Genomic DNA, 17,110 nt, shown 5'->3' with positions numbered 1-17,110 from the left:
AACGCTGGAATGCGATATCGATCGCATTCGCGCGGTGCGCAAAAGCCGTGTAGTGAATGTCGTAAAGGGTAAAACCGAGGCGGAGGGTCCACTCTGCCTGGTAGCGAACAGCCAGTATCGCCAGTTTCGCGTGGCGCTCTTGCCGGTCGATCCTGAAAGCGGCAGCGTGCAATTAACGGATGCACAGATGCAGGCATTGAAATGTCAGCCGGGTGATAGCCTGCGCGTAGTGACACTTTTCAATGAAAATAAGAACCGCGAGGAGAAAACAGCATGACGCAGATGATTAAAGGCGAATGGTTGGCCGGTAGCGCTGAAACCCTGACTAAACAGGATCCGGTCAGCGGCGAAACGCTGTGGCAAGGTCAGGCTGCGTCAGCACAACAGGTTGAGGCAGCGTGTGAAGCTGCCCGCGCAGCCTTTCCTGCGTGGGCGACGTTACCTTTTGCGCAACGCCAGGTGTACGTTGAAAAATTTGCCGCCCAGCTTGAAGCCAACAAAGTTGAGCTGGCAGAAACCATTGCGCGCGAAACCGGTAAGCCGCGCTGGGAAGCGTTGACCGAAGTTGGGGCGATGATCAATAAAATCGCGATTTCCATCAAAGCCTACCATACGCGCACGGGTGAACAAGCGGATGGCGAAAGCTCGCTGCGCCACCGTCCACACGGCGTGTTAGCGGTATTTGGGCCGTACAATTTTCCGGGCCATCTGCCGAACGGACATATTGTGCCCGCTTTACTGGCAGGCAACTGTGTGGTGTTTAAACCCAGCGAACTTACGCCACTGACGGCAGAGAAAACCGTGCGCTTATGGCTGGCAGCCGGTTTGCCTGCAGGCGTGTTGGCGCTGTTGCAAGGCGCACGCGAAACCGGACAGGCATTGGCGTCGGATAACCAAATTGATGGATTACTGTTTACCGGCAGCGCCAACACCGGGTATCAATTACATCGACAGTTTGGCGGACAGCCTGAGAAAATGCTGGCGCTGGAGATGGGCGGCAATAATGCGCTGATCGTCGAAGATCCTGCAGATATTGATGCCGCAGTGCATGTTGCGTTGCAATCAGCGTTTATCACTGCGGGTCAACGCTGTACCTGCGCTCGCCGCCTGCTGGTAAAGCGGGGAGCGGCGGGAGATGCTTTCCTGCAACGTCTGGTTGAAGTTAGTGCACGCTTACAGCCGGGCGCTTGGGATGCCGAGCCACAGCCCTTTATGGGCAGCGTGATCTCTTGCAGCGCGGCAGAGAAAATATTCCATGAATGGCAGCAGCGGGTGAACGCAGGCGGTAACGTGCTGCTGGAAATGCGTTGGCCCGATCGCCAACGCGCGCTGCTCACACCAGGCATTATCGATCTTACCGAGGTCCAAAACCTGCCCGATGAAGAGGTGTTTGGTCCATTGCTGGGCGTTATTCGCTATGACGATTATGACCAGGCTATTCGGCTCGCAAATCAGACGCGGTACGGTTTGTCATGCGGTTTAATCTCGCCTTCACGTGCGCATTTCGATCAGCTGCTACTGGAAGCGCGCGCCGGGATTGTGAACTGGAATAAACCGTTAACCGGTGCTGCCAGTACGGCGCCATTCGGCGGCATTGGTGCCTCTGGTAATCATCGAGCCAGCGCCTGGTATGCCGCCGATTATTGTGCCTGGCCAATGGCTTCGCTGGAAACGCCCGATCTCACGCTGCCTGCCGCTTTATCGCCGGGTCTGGATTTCTCAGGAGCGACAAAATGAAAGCGCAAGAAGCTAACTTTGACGGATTGGTGGGGTTAACTCACCATTACGCCGGTTTGTCGTTTGGCAACGTCGCTTCAACGCGTAATCAGCTCCAGCCTTCTAATCCACGGCTGGCAGCCAAACAGGGCGTGCTGAAAATGAAAGCGCTGGCAGACATGGGATTTGTGCAAGGCGTGATTCCGCCGCATGAGCGTCCTAATCTGCCTTTGCTACGCCAGCTGGGTTTCAGCGGCAGCGATGAGCAGGTGCTGGCTAACGCCGCGCAGACGGCGCCGGGTTTATTGTCTTCTGCCAGTTCCGCCTCGGCAATGTGGGTGGCGAATGCGGCAACGGTTTCCCCTCGGCGGACAGCGCCGATCGCCGGGTGCATTTTACGGTTGCCAACCTCAACAATAAATTTCACCGGGCAATTGAAGCCCCAGAAACGGCGCAATTACTTCAGGCCATCTTTCGCGATCCGCAGCACTTCATCGTGCATGACGCGCTGCCGCAAGTTTCAATGTTTGGTGATGAAGGGGCGGCCAACCACAATCGCTTTGGCGGTGATTATGGCGAGGCGGGTGTACAGCTGTTTGTTTATGGACGCGAAGCCAGCCGCGAGGCGACATCGCCTCACCGTTTTCCCGCACGACAAACCCGTGAAGCCAGCGAAGCGGTGGCGCGCTTGCACCAGCTTTCCGCTGATCAGCTGCTCTTTGCTCAGCAAAACCCGGCAGTGATCGATCAGGGCGTTTTTCACAACGATGTTATTGCGGTCAGTAATCAAAACGTCCTGTTTTGCCATCAGCACGCATTCGTAGAGCAGGCCGCGTTGCTGGCACAGCTGAAACAGCGCGTGCCCGGTTTTGTTGCGATTGAAGTGCCAGAAAATCGGGTTAGCGTACAGGAAGCGGTGAACACCTATCTGTTTAACAGCCAGCTGCTTAGCCGGCCTGATGGCAGCATGATGCTGGTTTTACCTGAAGAGTCACGCCAACATGCCCGCGTCTGGGATTTCCTCTGTGAGGAAGTCGAAAAGGGCGGCCCGCTGCAGGCGCTTAAGGTGTTTGATCTGCGCGAAAGCATGGCAAACGGCGGCGGCCCAGCGTGTCTTCGTTTACGTGTGGTACTGACGCCGGAAGAGCAGCGGGCAGTGAATCCAGCCGTATTCATGAATGATCGTCTGTTTACTGAGCTGAATGACTGGATTGATCGTTATTACCGTGATCGCCTGACGCAAGCCGATCTTGCTGACCCACAACTACTGCGTGAAGGACGTGAAGCGCTGGATGCGTTGACCAAGCTGCTAGACTTAGGAAATGTGTACGCATTTCAGCAGTGAAGTGCAGGCAGCTGCGGCTGCCCTTCACTTCACGCGATAAGGAGGAACGATGCAGGATTTTTTACAACAGACGCTGTCCGGTAGAGCGCCACGCAAACGTAAAGGTGAAACCGCGCACCTTCACTGGCAATGGCTCGACCACGGCATTCTGTTGATGGAGCCAAAAGAAAAAGCGCTTCAGGCAATGGTGATTTCAGCAGGGATACACGGTAATGAAACCGCGCCGGTGGAGATGCTTAATCAGCTGTTGCTGCCGTTATTAAACGGCGAAAAACCGCTGCAACAGCGGCTGTTAGTGATCTTGGGCAATCCGATCGCGTTAAAAGCCGGTAAGCGTTACATGCATTACGATATTAATCGCCTGTTTGGCGGACGCTGGCAGCAGATTGTCGATGGGGATGAAGCGCACCGCGTCTTGCATCTTGAACAAGCGGTGGAAACGTTCTGGCAAGCGTGTGAGGTGGACGAAACGCGCTGGCATCTGGACCTGCATACCGCTATTCGCGGCTCATATCACACGCGCTTTGGCGTGATGCCGCAGAGCGATCGTCCATGGCCGCCGGCGTTTCTCGACTGGCTGGCAGCGGCGGGTATGGAAGCATTGGTATTTCATCGCGCGCCCGCTGGCACGTTTACCCATTTTAGCTGTGAACATTTTGCGGCTGCCAGCTGTACGCTGGAGCTGGGTAAAGCGCTGCCGTTTGGTAAGAATGATTTGTCTCAGTTCTCCGCTGCTCAGCAAGCATTGGCTGCACTGCTTTATGGCGAGGCTTTACCCGATATTACGCAACGACCAAAACATTATCGCGTAGCGCAACAGATTACGCGCAAGAGCGAAAGTTTCGTTTTGCATATGGGCAGCGACACGCTGAACTTCACGGCGTTTCCACAAGGGACGTTGTTAGCGGAGGATGGCGAGACGCGCTACTACGTTCAGCAGGCACGAGAATATGTCTTGTTTCCTAATCCCAATGTCGCACTGGGATTGCGTGCAGGATTGATGTTAATAGAAGAGGGCGAGCAGACCCAGGCGCTGCCACTCTAGAATGGGCTCTTTTTGACCTAAACCCGCGGGAGTTTTGCTTCCGCTTTCTTACCAGAAGCCTTACACTCCTCCTTAATTTCTCGCGTTTCCGCAGTAAATTCATACTCTTTTGCAATTCCTCACGCATTTCTTCTCATTCTCTTCATGATTGCCGGATTTCTGTCTTTTATGCTTTCACGGCTTTACTCAGCCTCTGAGTAGTTGACGTTCAGCGTCGTATGCTTGTTTCCGAAGACACGACAGAGCGCTGTCGTCATTAATCTGAATAATAAGGACACTATTATGCGTAAACTGACTTCCCTTTTACTGGCTTCTTCGCTGGCGTTTGGTGCAGCTAGCGCTGTCCACGCTGCGGCTGACAACTTGACGCCACCACCAGCAGCCGGTAGCGAAAAGCCAATGCATAAGCCGCCGATGCACCATGGCATGAACATGATGTTTAAAGGTCTGAACCTGACCGATGCGCAAAAACAGAGATGCGCGATATCATGAAACAGAGCCGCAAAGAAATGAAGCGCCCGTCGCTGGAAGAGCGCCGTGCTAATCATGCGCTGATCGCCGCTGATAGCTTCGATAAAGCCAAAGCTGAAGCGCAGGCTGATAAAATGACCGTCAATGCAAAAGAGAATGCGGTTGCCATGATGGAAACGCAGAACAAACTCTATAACGTGCTGACGCCTGAGCAGAAAAAACAGTACAACGCGAATTTTGAAAAGCACCTGACCGAGAAAGGCCCGCATGACGGCAAAATGACGCCACCACCAGCGGAGTAATTCGCGCTGATACTCTAAGGTCTTGAGACCGCCGACGTTGTCCACCTCATTCGTGTCGTGGGCAGCGTCGGCGGTTTTGTTTTGCCAGGGCTTTGAGTGACGTGCTACAGAGGATGAATCGGATATTCACCCGACAGAACCGGGCGGCAGAGAATTTTGTAGCCGTCGTGATCGAATCCACCCGGCGCACGCTTCAGCAACTTTGCTTCTTCCAGCGTCGTAACCGAGCCCAGATAGAACCAGTGATCGATGACGTGAATCTGCGTCATGTTTTTACCGGTTTCGACTAATCCCACCGCACCTTGCCATGGCCAGCAAAACACCCGGACATTCTCCAGTGCTGTTAGCAGGCGATCTTGATGATCGCTGATCGGCTCTTTACCGCAACACGCCCCCGCGCACTTACGTAACGCTGAACGGAAGCAGCCGCGCTGGGCGCTAAGCGCTTCCAGTCCCAATAATCCATGACAGAGTTGATAGTCGTCCGCCAGTTGCTTGAGCCTTTCCAGTGCGGCAAAACGGCTGCGATAGAGACCAAACAGATTCGGTGACTGGGTAAAGTCGAGTTCGCGCGCATACACCACCTGCGGTTTACCGTCGGTGATCTGCAAGGAGCAGAGTTGACGATTTTTTCGCAGGCGTTTGTTGAACAGCGGCTGCTGGGTTTTGATCATCTGCGCTTCAAGCAGCAGCGCGCCGAGATCGCCTGCGGTGGGGATCCATGTCACGCGGCGCGACTGACGCAGCATTTTGGCTTCATCCGGCGTTCGGAAATGGGACATCACGCGTGAACGTAAATTAACGCTTTTACCGATGTAGAGTGGCAGCGTTTCGCTTTCACCATGAAAGGTATACACGCCGGGTACATTCGGCAGGCCTTCCAGCCATTCACGCAGGTGTTCGGGATATTGATAAATAGCAGCCGCGTCGAACTCGAGGCGGTGCGTTGCTGCACGTCGGACCAAGATGAACTCCAATTACTGGTTGTCCATACAGTCTAACAGGGCGGTGAAATGTTCGCCAGCGGCTTAAAGTCGCCGCGTTGCCAGCCAGCAGACTATCGATCCCAGCGTGATCATTAATACGCCTTGCCAGAAAGCCAGCGCAGGCGTTAAACCCAACCACAAAGATGCCAGCAAGGCGGATAATACGGGTGTGAAATAGGACGCCGTCGCCAGCAGCGTGAGGTTGCCATGCTGAATGCCGTGATTCCACGCAGAATAGGCAATGGCAGTGGACGTTCCCATAAACAGCACCTCCAGCAGCGGGCGCAGGCCAAAGTGCAGCGGTGCGCTTTGTGCATCAAAGACATATTTCAGCCACAGCGCCAGCGCGGTCATCATAAAAAATAGCGTCACACCGTTGGTTCCGCGTGAATAACGCCGTGTGATGTTGTTGTAGAGCGCCCAGGCGATGGCCGCGATAAAGGCCAATGCGTAAGCCAGCGGATTACTTGAAAGATTGTTCAGCAGCAAAGCGGGGGATCCTGCGCTTTGACCTTTCATCACCCAGATAATCCCCAGCAGTGAGAGCGCTAATCCGGGCCACAGCCACAGGCTAAAACGCTGCTGATTAAAGGGAATCGCCAGGATGATAGTCAGGCAGGGCCACAAATAGTTGATCATCCCCAGTTCCAGCGATTGGTTGCGATTGCTGGCAAGGCCAATCGCTAATGCCAGACTGATTTCATAACCGACAAACAGCGCGCCACCCCCCATAAATAGGCTTTCGGCATAGCGCCGATGTTGGGGATACCGCGTGTGAAGCAGAGTAATAATGCAGTTGTCGAATAAATTAACGCGGCGCCACCGGTGGCACCAAAAGCCTCACTGACGCTGCGTAACAGGCCAACGGTAGTGCTCCAGAGCAAAATTGCGGTAAAACCAATCAGGGTGGCACGAGAAAGCGGGGTTAGCATTGATGACTCAACAGGACTGAGTGGAGAGTATTTCCCTGCACGCAGGCAGGGGAAATCGGTGGGCTTACTTCCAGAAATCGTCGAAAACGGTGATCGGTGGACGACGTTTATGCTCGGTTTTCAGATACCAGCCTTCAATAATATGGGCAGTTTCAGGTGCAACCTCTTTGCCTTCAAGATAATCATCAATCATCTCGTAAGTGACACCAAGCGCGACTTCATCTTGCAGGCCAGGACGATCGTCTTCCAAATCTGCAGTCGGCTTTTTCAAATAGAGATGCTCTGGGCAACCCAGCTCTTTTAGTAACTGCTTACCCTGACGCTTATTGAGGCGGAACAGAGGATTGATATCGGTACCGCCATCGCCGTACTTGGTAAAGAAGCCGGTTACGGCTTCTGCGGCGTGATCGGTGCCGACCACAACACCTTTGGTCATACCCGCAATGCTGTACTGCGCTTTCATGCGCTCACGCGCTTTCTCGTTACCACGGATAAAGTCGGAAAGCGTAATGCCCGCCTCTTGCAATGCACGTTCACTGGCAAGCACCGCTTCCTTGATATTCACCGCCAGCGAACGATCTGGCTTAATGAAGGCCAACGCATCCTGACAATCCTGCTCATCCGCCTGCACGCCAAAAGGCAAGCGCACCGCGATAAAGGTGTAATCATTATCGCCTGTTTCTTCACGCAACTCAGCGATAGCCAACTGCGATAATTTACCAGCGAGCGTGGAATCCTGGCCGCCACTTATACCCAGTACCAGGGTTTTTAAGCCTGTATGGCGCTTAAGATAGGATTTGAGAAAATCGATACTGGTGCGAATCTCTTGTTGAGTGTCGATTGTTGGCTTAACGCCAAGGGCTTCAATGATTTCCTGCTGCAGTGACATGAACATCTCCTCAAGTCAGTAGCCTGTCGGCACGATGCGAACTGTCTATTAAAGCTAACGTGCATAACCGAAAACAACAAGTCAATGCGACGGATGTTTTCGGTTAACCGTTGCTAAATCAGGCAGTTTTCACCTTGGGCTCAGGTTTTTTGCCAGCAGCGTGAACATCACTATCGCCGACATGAAGCAGCCAAAGATCGTTGCCGTCATGCTTAAGACCGAAGTTCCGCCGATACCGGTGATCGGCACAGCCAAAGCGCCCAGACTGAACATCGTGACGCCAATAACAGCCGATGCGCTGCCTGCACGATGCCCCTGGCTCTGCATTGCCAACGAAGAGGCCGTAGTCGCAATCACGCCATTACTGGCGATGGTAAAGAAAAGAGCGACCAGCAGCAGCGGTAATGGCGCAGCGGTGAGGGTGGCCAGCAACAGCAGGCTTGAGGCGACAAAGGCCAGCGTCAAGCCGCCTTTTAGCACGCGATATTCACCCCAAAGCGGGCAGAGGCGGGCGCTGGTTTGCGAGGCGATAACCAGGCCGACACCATTGGCAGCGAAGCAGAAGCTGAAGGCCTGCGGCGATAAACCGTAAATTTGCTGTAAGACGAAAGGTGAAGCGCCGATATAGGCAAACATGCCTGACATCATAAAGCCCTGGGTCAGGCAAAAACCCATAAAGGGACGATGCGTTATCACCTGGCCTAAAGCGGCATAGGCTGAAAAGATGGATCCTTTACTGCGGCGCTCTTCAGGTAACGTTTCATGTAATTTCCAACGTGCGAGGAAGATCAGCAACACGGCGATGCAGCCCAGCACCACAAAAATGCCACGCCAATTAAGCACCGTCATCAGCACGCCACCCAGCACGGGCGCAGCGATGGGCGCCAGACCGTTAACCAGCATTAGCAGAGCAAAGAAGCGAGTAAGCTCGTGCCCGCTGTACATATCACGCGCCACCGCACGTGATAACACTGCGCCGCCCGCACCGGCTAATCCTTCGAACAGACGCGCCAGCAGAAGCTGGTTAATATCCTGTGCCAGTGCGCACCCTATCGAGGCGATAAACAGCAGAACCAGCGATAACATCAGTGGGCGAATGCGGCCAAATTTGTCACTCATCGGGCCAAACAAAAGTTGTCCCGCGCCAAGCCCTAATAAACCTGCTGTCAGGCTGAGTTGTGCAGTGGAGGTTTCAGTATTCAGATCGTGCGCGAGTTGTGGCAACGCAGGTAAATAGAGATCGATACAAAGCGGCCCAAGTGCTGCCAGTAATCCCAGCGTGATGGCATAGACCAGCCGGTTAGAGTGTGCAGGTGTCATTTATCCTCTGAATTTTTAACAATATGATGAATCAAGGCGTGGTAAAGGGAGTGAAGTGAGGTGGCTGACGCCTTCTGCGGTGTCAACTGACGAAAGGCGGTACCTTCAACCAGCACCGCCAGTACCTCAACGCGAGCGGTAATCTGCTCTTCATTAAGCTGCGGATGATTCAGCTGCATGTTATGGCAGGCATTACTGAAAATACGCTCATCAGCAGCGCTCAGTATTTCTGCCACGCGTGGATTGCGGCTCGCTTCGGCAGCCACTTCCAGCATCAGCATTTCATCCTCCTCGCTTAGCGTTATGCGACAGGCAAGCAGGGTCGCAATGTGCTGGGCGTCGAAATGGTCGCTCATGGCCGCAACTTTGTTGTCGACGATGCGCTTTACCATCTCTTCAATCAGCGCGTCTTTGCTGGGAAAATAGCGATAAATTTGCCCGACGCTGAGATTTGCACCCCTTGCCAGCTGCGCCATACTGGCCGCGTGAAAACCGAATTGGCGAAAGCAGTGACGCGCCGCTGAGATGATTTCATCCTTGCGGGTGCGATGGCGTTCTTCTCGGGCTTCACGCTGTTTGGTCATGCCAACTCCAAATAATAGTTTTGAGAGTGCTTATTCTCGCTGGCGATTATACGGATGCCTTGACGTCAAAACAGCTTTCTTTACTAAAACCTGACGCTTCGGACTGCACTTAAAGTTCGCCATAAACTTGATAAACCTGCATTTATGTTCCAGGCTTCTCTGACATGGACAAAAAATGAGGAACAACAAGATGAATAAAGTGATGGGATGTATCGCTGCGGCGCTGACGCTGGCTGCTCTGTCTGGTTGTACGACTTACGATCGCGCAGAAAGCTACGTGACTAAGCCGGTAGTTAAGGATGTCAAAAAAGGGATGACGCGCGATCAGGTTCGCCAAATCGCCGGTACGCCGTCAACTGAAATCACGATGGTTCACGCACGCGGCACTTGCCAGACTTATGTACTGGGCGAGCGCGATGGAAAACCGCAGACCTACTTCGTGAGCTATAGCGATACCGGTCGCGTTATGAATTATGGCTTCCAGAGCTGTGCTGAGTACGATACTGACCCACAAGCTAATCAGTAATCGCAGATTGAAAACAAACGGCCCGTCAATGACGGGCCGTTTTTCGTTACGGGGTTATAAACCCGAAGGGCGCGGGACCTCAACATAATCGCCGTTGATTTCACGCTGATAGTAGTGACCTTCCTGCACATAAAACCGCTTGCCGTTAAAGTCCAGGACGCGCATGCCGCCGCCGGAAGGTTCAGCAGGAGGCTCAACGACAACGTAATTGTCGCCCTGTCGCTGATAGTAACTGCCATTGAGCAGGTAATAGGTGAGTCCACCAATCAATACGGCGGTAGCGGCGTCAGGCAGGAAACCCAGTCGACCTGGCCCCTCCCAGTGTGGACCTCCGCCTCCCCAATGTGGGCCCGGCCCATGCCCCCAATCACCAGGATGAGCAAAGGCAAAAACAGGCGATAACAGGGTTAACGCCAGTACCGAGGCGATAACTTTTTTCATGCGTATTCTCCTACTAAGACTGCCTGCAGGATTCTCTTTTTAGCGGTTAAAGACAAGCTGAAAAACAGCGATTTTTCGCCTGCTTACTACGCTTAACGCTTTCTTAACGGGGCCGCCATGATGGCGAGAAATTGTGGAGGGTTTTCTGCGGGAAGATAAAAAAGCCTGGCGTAAAGTCGCCAGGCTTTGGGCTGAATTTAGCGATGTGCCAGCTCGGCGTGCTCGTCGCTTTCCAACACTTTTTTGTCTGTTAAACCTAACCAGCGGCTGGTCAACGAGCCTGCTGTCATTGAACCATTCACGTTCAAGGCGGTACGGCCCATATCAATCAACGGTTCGATGGAGATTAGCAGCGCCACCAACGTTACCGGCAGGCCCATTGCAGGCAGTACAATCAGCGCTGCAAAAGTCGCACCGCCACCCACGCCTGCTACGCCTGCAGAGCTAAGCGTAACAATGCCAACCAGCGTCGCAATCCACAGCGGATCAAATGGGTTGATACCGACGGTAGGCGCCACCATTACCGCCAGCATGGTTGGGTAAAGTCCAGCACACCCATTTTGACCGATGGTGGCACCAAATGAGGCGGCAAAACTGGCAATGGATTCAGGAACACCCAAGCGACGCGTCTGCGTTTCAACACTTAATGGAATGCTGGCAGCGCTGGAGCGGCTGGTAAAAGCAAAGGTAATTACCGGCCAAACTTTGCGGAAGAAGCGCATCGGATTAATGCCATTTACCGACAGCAGGAGCGCATGCACGGCAAACATCATTGCCAGACCCAGATAAGAGGCCACCACGAAGCTGCCGAGTTTAACAATGTCTTGCAGGTTCGAACCGGCAACCACTTTGGTCATCAACGCCAGCACGCCATACGGCGTCAGCTTCATGATAAGACGCACCAGCTTCATTACCCAGGATTGCAGCGTATCAATCGCCACCAGCACGCGCTGACCTTTTACTTCATCATCTTTCAGCAGTTGCAATGCAGCTACGCCGAGGAAAGCAGCAAAAATCACCACGCTGATGATCGAAGTTGGGTTCGCGCCTGTCAGATCGGCAAACGGATTTTTTGGGATAAAGGAGAGCAGCAGTTGTGGAACGCTGAGATCGGAAACCTTGCCAACATAGTTGCTTTGAATAGCACTCAGGCGCGCGGTTTCTTGCACACCTTGCACTAAACCTTCAGCGCTCAGGCCAAACAGGCCGGTAACAAATACGCCAACCAACGCTGAAATTGCCGTAGTAAACAGCAGCACACCAATAGTAAGTACGCTGATCTTACCCAATGACGAGGCGTTATGCAGGCGTGCCACGGCGCTGAGAATGGAGACAAACACCAGCGGCATGACGATCATTTGCAGGAGCTGTACATAACCATTACCGACAATATTGAACCAGCTAATGGAGGTTTTCAGCGTTGCGCTGTTTTCACCATAAATCAGCTGTAATACCAAACCAAAAAGCACACCGATCACTAAACCGGTCAGCACTTTTTTCGACAGGCTCCATGAATTGCGACCGAACCGCGAAAGCAGCGCCAGTAGCAGCACAAAAGCCACAATATTTAGAATAAGAGGAAGGTCCATACTGAAACTCCAGAGTAATGCTGCAGAAAGTAAGCGGTATGCAGCATAATGTTAATCACGAATTAAGCCTGACCGAATGGTATCAGTAGGTTGTGGTGCAGCCTTATATCCAAATGGAATGCTTTATAACTTAACGTCGTGATTTGTCTGTTTACTGTGCACTTTGTGCAGAGATGAGGCGACTGACGCCATTTTGCAGCGTATCAAACAATTGGCTGGGCCAACCGTTTGCACCAAAGGAAGGCATTCCGACCGGAAACCACAAGGCGTATCCCACCAAGCCAAGGCACAAAACACGTTCCAGCTGATTGCCTTTTTGGCTTCTGAGAATCGGCAAGCGAAAACGCCAGCGGCAGGGCCACAACAGCGGTACACCGGCAGGTGTAAGCATGTCTGCCACAATATGACTGAGATAACCCAGCGTCATGCCTTGCAGCACATCAGCCGGAAGCGGCCACTCTTTGGGAACGTTGACTTGAAACAACCATAATGCCGCAGCGACGGCCAGCAGGCTGTGAGTAAATCCGCGATGACCAAAGACGCGTGCGATAGGCTGAGAAATCCATCTTAATCGTTGGCCGAGCAGGGACTTAGGGTGATCGATATCAGGCAGCAAGCAGGTAAGTAACGTTGCTGGGATCAAATGCCACCAATCCGCTTCCGCCATCACTGGAGTGAGTTCGGCGCGTTTAGCGAATATAGCGCTGGCAATGGCAAAAATGATGTGGCCTTCGCCCGTCATGATAAAACCTGGCTGCAAAAAACTGTCGATGCATCCAGTATAGGGATTTAACCAGTAAATGAGAACATGTGACGCTGTAACGAAGCGTTAATTTTTTCAAATTATAGCGGGCAACGTTACGTGGCCCGCCCAAATCATTAACGTGCCAGCCATCCTCCATCAACGGCGAGCGTATACCCGTTGACATAGTCGGAGGCGGCAGAAGCGAGAAAAACGACCGGTCCCATCATGTCATCAGGATTACCCCAGCGTCCGGCTGGAATGCGGCCAAGAATTTCCTCGCTACGTGATTCGTCGTTACGTATCTGCTCGGTATTATTGGTCGCCATATAGCCCGGCGCGATGGCATTTACATTGATGTGGTGTTTTGCCCATTCATTGGCCATCAGGCGGGTTAAACCCATCACTGCACTTTTTGAAGCCGTATACGAAGGAACGCGAATCCCGCCCTGGAAGGAGAGCATGGAGGCAATGTTGATGATCTTGCCGCCGTGACCTTGGGCAATAAACTGGCGTGCTACCTGCTGAGAGAGAAAGAACAAGCTTTTGCTGTTGATGTTCATGACATCATCCCAGTCTTTTTCACTGAAGTTCAGCGCATCTTCGCGACGGATAATGCCGGCATTGTTTACCAGAATGTCAATTTTACCGGCGGCGGCGACGGCTTCTTCGACAACCTGAGAAACCACTTCAGGATGAGTAAGATCGGCCTGCACGGCCCAAAATTTGCGACCCAGCGCTTCGACTTTGCTTTGGGTGTCATCAGGACCGGCACGGTTGACACCAACGATATCGCAACCTGCTTGTGCCAGTCCAAGCGCCATTCCTTGTCCTAAACCGGTGTTGCAGCCGGTTACCAGCGCCACTTTACCTTCCAGATTAAATGCATTCAGTATCATTTTGCTTCTCCTCTGCTTAACGCAGTTCGCTGATTTTGACGTGATCCATGTCATCAAAGACCTGATTTTCACCCACCATGCCCCAGATAAAGGTATAACGCTGTGTACCCACGCCAGCGTGAATTGACCAGCTAGGCGAGATGACGGCTTGCTCATTGTGTACCAACAGATGGCGTGTCTCTTGCGGCTTGCCCATCATATGGAACACCGCAGTTTCTTCGCTCATATCAAAGTAGAAGTAGACTTCCATGCGGCGCTCATGAGTGTGACATGGCATGGTGTTCCACAAGCTGCCTTCTTCCAGTTTGGTCAAACCCATGGTCAGTTGGCAGGTGGGTAAAACATCGGGCACGATGAATTTGTTGATTGTGCGGCGATTGGATGTGGCTGCATCGCCTAACGTTGTCGACGAGGCTTCTTGTAGCGTGATTTTTTTATCAGGAAAGGTGGTGTGCGCGGGCGCACTGTTGTAATAAAACTTGGCGGGCTGAGCGGGATTGTCGCTGCGGAAACTGAGGTTGCGGGCACCTTTGCCGACATACAGCGCTTCTTGATTGCCGATTTCCCAGGTTTTGCCATCAACCTCAATCACGCCCGGCCCGCCCACGTTGATCACGCCGAGTTCGCGTCGCTCAAGAAAGTAGCTCACGCCAAACTGCTTGCCGAGCTCATCGCCGAAGTTAACGGTACTGTTCACCGGCATTACACCGCCGATAATGATGCGATCAATGTGGCTGTAGGTCAGCGTATAGGTATCTGCTTCGAAGATTTTCTCAATCAGAAATTCGCGACGAAGCGCGGCGGTATCCAACTGCTTGGCGTGATCGCTGTGAATGCTTTGACGAACGTCCATCTCAGGCCTCTCTGCAAAATTGTTGTGCGCGCCCCGGTTGGGGGATTCTTTGCGCATCTTAGGCAGAGTGGTATGTGAATTCAATAAAAATGAAACGTTGTTTTATTTATTTGCGGCAGAGATCAATTCTCTGAACTTTGGTAAATAAAAGCCCGCCTGCTGGCGGGCTAAATTTAGCCTTGAAGATGAGCAACGGTTAACTGCGTGAGCGTGTCGAGTTTAACATTGGCGAGCGACCAACGCGGATCGTCACGGTATTCGGCTGCAGGCACAACAATAGAGCGCATGCGTGCGGCTTTAGTGGCAATCATGCCATTAAACGAATCTTCCAGCGTGACGCAGTTCAAGGGATCGATACCGAGTTTGGCAGCGGCATCCAGATAAACCTGCGGATGCGGTTTGCTGTAAGGCAAGGATTCCGCAGAAACCAGGACATCAAAGTAGGCGCGCAAATCAAAAATTTCTAATACGCGCTCAAGCATATGTAGCGGTGAAGCAGAAGCGAGGCCAATTTTCATTCCCTGCTGCTGACACAGTTCTAACGCGTCTTTCACGCCTGGAAGCAGCGGACGCGTCTCCTCAATCAGTGAAAGCGAACGCGCAATAATGCGGTTCGTCACTTCGTGTTGGCTTGGGCCATTCCACGGCAGTGTTTCGTACCACATTCTCACCACCTGATCGATACGAAGGCCGAGTGTGTCAGGCAGCTCATTACGGCGCGTCAGGTCAACGTCCAGCGTCGAGAAGATATCCATTTCAGCCTGATCCCAGAGAGGTTCAGAATCGATAATCAATCCATCCATATCGAATAAGGCAGCAAGAACAGGGCGGTGATAAGACATACGACGTCTCCTTATTAAGTTTGCGCTACCTTAACACGACGGCATGAGGTGTGCTTAACGGGCGCAGTACGCTCATTTTTTGGGAAATTTCCCCTGCGCAGGTAGACTGAGTGCACATTGGATTTTGGGTTCAGGAGATATCATGACCTATCAACAGGCTGGCCGTATCGCCATCCTTAAGCGCGTCGCTGGCTGGATAATCTTTTTGCTGGCATTGCTTTCAACGGTAATTTCCGTGCTGAGCTTTATGTTTAAGCACAGTGAAAAGCAGCCAGGTATTGATGCTGTGATGCTGGATTTTGTGCATGTAATAATCGATATGGTGCGCTTCAATACGCCATTCCTTGGCTTCTTCTGGCATAACTCGCCGGTGCCCGATTTTAATGGTCAAATGAATCTCGGCTTCTGGATTATCTATATTCTGATTTTTGTGGGGCTGGCGCTGGAAGCATCAGGTTCACGCATGGGGCGCCAGGCGCGTCATATTAAAGAAGGTGTTGAGGATCAAATGATCCTTGAGCAGGCAAAAGGCAGCGAAGGGCGCTCGCGTCAGCAATTAGAAGAGAAGATTCGTGTGCCGCGTCACACCCTGTTCCTACAGGTTTTTCCGCTTTATGTTTTGCCTGTCGTCATCGCGATAGCGGGATATTTCGCTCTCTCCCTGCTGGGATTCGTTTAAGCAATCAGGCCGGTTTGGCCTGATGCTGTGTTAACTCATCTTCATCTAATAACTGGCCAATGGCGAATTGCGCTTCGCCAAGCCAGTTACCACCAAAGACATTGGCGCGATTCAACAAATAGTAGAGTTGATAAACCGGTTGTCGCTGTGAAAAACCATCTGGCAACGGCCAAACTGCCTGATAACCCTCATAAATCTGACGCGGTAAATCCTCAAACCAGGTCAGCATTGCCAAATCACATTCACGATCGCCCCAGTAACAGGCCGGATCAAAAATCCACGGGCCTTGTACACTGCTAGCGCAGTTTGCAGGCCAGAGATCGCCGTGAAGCAGGGAAGGTTGCGGATGATGGGAAGCCAGCACACGCTGAACGCAGGCCACAATCAGGTCTGTATCACCATACTGAACCCCTTTTTCAGCCGCAAGTTGCAGTTGCCAACCAATGCGTTGTTCAGCAAAGAAAACTGACCAGCGGCGTAACCAGCTGTTGGGTTGGGGGTTGTAGTGATGTTGTTATCGAAGTCGAGGCCGAACTGAGTTTGTTCGCTCCACTGATGCAGATGTGCCAGCTGCCTGCCTAGCTGAAAAGCACTTTGTTCATCCAACGGTTGCGGAGCGATGTACTCAAGCAGGAGAAAGCTGTCATCGCGATAGCTTCCTACACCATAAACCTTAGGCACGCGCACAGTTTGCGTGCGCTCAAGCAGCGCCAGTTGATCGGCTTCCCAGGTAAACAGCGATAACATTTCGCGGCTGTTGCATTTGACGAACACGTCGTGCTCGCCATAGCGAACATGCCAGGCGGGATGGACGTCTCCGCCGGGGAGTTCATGGCGTTGTGTGATTTCGGCGTTGCCTAACTGCTCGCTTAACAGACGACTAATGGCTGACCACATTGGGCTATCCTCTTTATTCGCTGCGTAAGATCGATTGTCACGCTTAAATATT

General features: G+C 52.6%; 17 protein-coding genes and 3 pseudogenes. 7 read left to right on the top strand and 13 right to left on the bottom strand.

Annotated features, from left to right (window positions below; genetic code table 11):
• Positions 1-34 precede the first annotated feature (34 nt).
• From KQP84_RS26465 to spy, 5 genes and pseudogenes are all read left to right on the top strand, one after another.
• The gene (locus tag KQP84_RS26465; protein WP_505543753.1) at positions 35-277 is read left to right on the top strand and encodes a hypothetical protein; all 243 of its coding nucleotides are present in this window, start codon (positions 35-37) and stop codon (positions 275-277) included.
• Positions 274-1,737, top strand: a complete 1,464-nt coding sequence (gene astD / locus KQP84_RS13915) for a succinylglutamate-semialdehyde dehydrogenase (protein WP_215846965.1) — start codon at positions 274-276, stop codon at positions 1,735-1,737. The genes KQP84_RS26465 and astD overlap by 4 nt, the downstream gene beginning before the upstream one ends.
• Positions 1,734-3,061: pseudogene (astB, locus tag KQP84_RS13910) on the top strand (N-succinylarginine dihydrolase). The gene astD and the pseudogene astB overlap by 4 nt, the downstream one beginning before the upstream one ends.
• A gap of 49 nt (positions 3,062-3,110) precedes the next feature.
• Positions 3,111-4,106: a succinylglutamate desuccinylase gene (astE, locus tag KQP84_RS13905; RefSeq protein ID WP_215846964.1), complete on the top strand. Its 996-nt coding sequence runs from the start codon at positions 3,111-3,113 to the stop codon at positions 4,104-4,106.
• Between the two features lie 282 nt (positions 4,107-4,388).
• Positions 4,389-4,879 (top strand): annotated as a pseudogene (gene spy / locus KQP84_RS13900) (ATP-independent periplasmic protein-refolding chaperone Spy).
• Positions 4,880-4,983: 104 nt separating this feature from the next.
• Here the strand turns inward: spy and cho are convergent.
• The 6 genes from cho to KQP84_RS13875 all read right to left on the bottom strand — a co-directional run bounded on the left by cho (position 4,984) and on the right by KQP84_RS13875 (position 9,590).
• Positions 4,984-5,844 carry an excinuclease Cho gene (gene cho, locus KQP84_RS13895; protein ID WP_215846963.1) on the bottom strand — a complete coding sequence of 287 codons (861 nt, stop codon included), beginning with the start codon at positions 5,842-5,844 and terminating at the stop codon, positions 4,984-4,986.
• 63 nt (positions 5,845-5,907) lie between these two features.
• Positions 5,908-6,597, bottom strand: coding sequence for an aromatic amino acid DMT transporter YddG (gene yddG, locus KQP84_RS13890; RefSeq protein WP_252515282.1), 690 nt, complete (start codon positions 6,595-6,597; stop codon positions 5,908-5,910).
• Positions 6,549-6,797: a drug/metabolite transporter permease gene (locus KQP84_RS25440; protein ID WP_252515281.1), complete on the bottom strand. Its 249-nt coding sequence runs from the start codon at positions 6,795-6,797 to the stop codon at positions 6,549-6,551. Before KQP84_RS25440 ends, yddG begins: the two co-directional genes overlap by 49 nt.
• A 64-nt stretch (positions 6,798-6,861) precedes the next feature.
• Entirely contained in the window at positions 6,862-7,686 is an 825-nt protein-coding gene (gene nadE / locus KQP84_RS13885) for an NAD(+) synthase (protein ID WP_215846962.1), read from the bottom strand.
• 129 nt (positions 7,687-7,815) lie between these two features.
• Positions 7,816-9,006: a multidrug effflux MFS transporter gene (locus KQP84_RS13880; protein WP_215846961.1), complete on the bottom strand. Its 1,191-nt coding sequence runs from the start codon at positions 9,004-9,006 to the stop codon at positions 7,816-7,818.
• On the bottom strand, positions 9,003-9,590 hold the full coding sequence (locus tag KQP84_RS13875) for a TetR/AcrR family transcriptional regulator (protein ID WP_215846960.1): 588 nt from the start codon (positions 9,588-9,590) through the stop codon (positions 9,003-9,005). Before KQP84_RS13875 ends, KQP84_RS13880 begins: the two co-directional genes overlap by 4 nt.
• Before the next feature lie 190 nt (positions 9,591-9,780).
• Between KQP84_RS13875 and osmE the strand changes: the two genes are divergently transcribed.
• Entirely contained in the window at positions 9,781-10,116 is a 336-nt protein-coding gene (gene osmE / locus KQP84_RS13870) for an osmotically-inducible lipoprotein OsmE (RefSeq protein WP_215846959.1), read from the top strand.
• A gap of 54 nt (positions 10,117-10,170) precedes the next feature.
• Here osmE and KQP84_RS13865 read toward each other — a convergent pair whose 3' ends face one another.
• The 6 genes from KQP84_RS13865 to hxpB all read right to left on the bottom strand — a co-directional run bounded on the left by KQP84_RS13865 (position 10,171) and on the right by hxpB (position 15,482).
• Positions 10,171-10,557 carry a DUF6515 family protein gene (locus KQP84_RS13865; protein ID WP_215846958.1) on the bottom strand — a complete coding sequence of 129 codons (387 nt, stop codon included), beginning with the start codon at positions 10,555-10,557 and terminating at the stop codon, positions 10,171-10,173.
• A 197-nt stretch (positions 10,558-10,754) separates the two neighbouring features.
• Positions 10,755-12,146: an L-cystine transporter gene (locus KQP84_RS13860; RefSeq protein ID WP_215846957.1), complete on the bottom strand. Its 1,392-nt coding sequence runs from the start codon at positions 12,144-12,146 to the stop codon at positions 10,755-10,757.
• Positions 12,147-12,297: 151 nt separating this feature from the next.
• Positions 12,298-12,888 carry a metal-dependent hydrolase gene (locus KQP84_RS13855; RefSeq protein ID WP_215846956.1) on the bottom strand — a complete coding sequence of 197 codons (591 nt, stop codon included), beginning with the start codon at positions 12,886-12,888 and terminating at the stop codon, positions 12,298-12,300.
• Between the two features lie 137 nt (positions 12,889-13,025).
• Positions 13,026-13,787, bottom strand: coding sequence for a 2-dehydro-3-deoxy-D-gluconate 5-dehydrogenase KduD (gene kduD, locus KQP84_RS13850; RefSeq protein ID WP_215846955.1), 762 nt, complete (start codon positions 13,785-13,787; stop codon positions 13,026-13,028).
• A 16-nt stretch (positions 13,788-13,803) separates the two neighbouring features.
• On the bottom strand, positions 13,804-14,640 hold the full coding sequence (kduI, locus tag KQP84_RS13845) for a 5-dehydro-4-deoxy-D-glucuronate isomerase (protein WP_215846954.1): 837 nt from the start codon (positions 14,638-14,640) through the stop codon (positions 13,804-13,806).
• Positions 14,641-14,813: 173 nt separating this feature from the next.
• A complete protein-coding gene (hxpB, locus tag KQP84_RS13840) occupies positions 14,814-15,482 on the bottom strand; it encodes a hexitol phosphatase HxpB (protein ID WP_215846953.1) in 669 nt (222 codons plus the stop codon).
• A gap of 142 nt (positions 15,483-15,624) precedes the next feature.
• On the opposite strand from hxpB, the gene KQP84_RS13835 reads away from it, so the two are divergent.
• On the top strand, positions 15,625-16,161 hold the full coding sequence (locus KQP84_RS13835; RefSeq protein WP_215846952.1) for a YniB family protein: 537 nt from the start codon (positions 15,625-15,627) through the stop codon (positions 16,159-16,161).
• 4 nt (positions 16,162-16,165) lie between these two features.
• Here KQP84_RS13835 and KQP84_RS13830 read toward each other — a convergent pair.
• Positions 16,166-17,058, bottom strand: a pseudogene (locus KQP84_RS13830) (fructosamine kinase family protein).
• Positions 17,059-17,110 lie beyond the last annotated feature (52 nt).

It is taken from the genome of Candidatus Pantoea bituminis, assembly GCF_018842675.1.
Classification (GTDB): Bacteria; Pseudomonadota; Gammaproteobacteria; order Enterobacterales; family Enterobacteriaceae; genus Pantoea; species Pantoea phytostimulans.
This window is presented reverse-complemented; position numbering and strand designations above follow the sequence as displayed.

Coding starts and splice junctions, on each gene's coding strand:
- astD (WP_215846965.1), top strand. CDS start 274: ATGACGCAGATGATTAAAGGCGAATGGTTGGCCGGTAGCGCTGAAACC.
- astE (WP_215846964.1), top strand. CDS start 3,111: ATGCAGGATTTTTTACAACAGACGCTGTCCGGTAGAGCGCCACGCAAA.
- yddG (WP_252515282.1), bottom strand. CDS start 6,597: ATGGGGGGTGGCGCGCTGTTTGTCGGTTATGAAATCAGTCTGGCATTA.
- KQP84_RS25440 (WP_252515281.1), bottom strand. CDS start 6,797: ATGCTAACCCCGCTTTCTCGTGCCACCCTGATTGGTTTTACCGCAATT.
- nadE (WP_215846962.1), bottom strand. CDS start 7,686: ATGTCACTGCAGCAGGAAATCATTGAAGCCCTTGGCGTTAAGCCAACA.
- KQP84_RS13880 (WP_215846961.1), bottom strand. CDS start 9,006: ATGACACCTGCACACTCTAACCGGCTGGTCTATGCCATCACGCTGGGA.
- KQP84_RS13875 (WP_215846960.1), bottom strand. CDS start 9,590: ATGACCAAACAGCGTGAAGCCCGAGAAGAACGCCATCGCACCCGCAAG.
- osmE (WP_215846959.1), top strand. CDS start 9,781: ATGAATAAAGTGATGGGATGTATCGCTGCGGCGCTGACGCTGGCTGCT.
- KQP84_RS13865 (WP_215846958.1), bottom strand. CDS start 10,557: ATGAAAAAAGTTATCGCCTCGGTACTGGCGTTAACCCTGTTATCGCCT.
- KQP84_RS13860 (WP_215846957.1), bottom strand. CDS start 12,146: ATGGACCTTCCTCTTATTCTAAATATTGTGGCTTTTGTGCTGCTACTG.
- KQP84_RS13855 (WP_215846956.1), bottom strand. CDS start 12,888: ATGACGGGCGAAGGCCACATCATTTTTGCCATTGCCAGCGCTATATTC.
- kduD (WP_215846955.1), bottom strand. CDS start 13,787: ATGATACTGAATGCATTTAATCTGGAAGGTAAAGTGGCGCTGGTAACC.
- kduI (WP_215846954.1), bottom strand. CDS start 14,640: ATGGACGTTCGTCAAAGCATTCACAGCGATCACGCCAAGCAGTTGGAT.
- hxpB (WP_215846953.1), bottom strand. CDS start 15,482: ATGTCTTATCACCGCCCTGTTCTTGCTGCCTTATTCGATATGGATGGA.
- KQP84_RS13835 (WP_215846952.1), top strand. CDS start 15,625: ATGACCTATCAACAGGCTGGCCGTATCGCCATCCTTAAGCGCGTCGCT.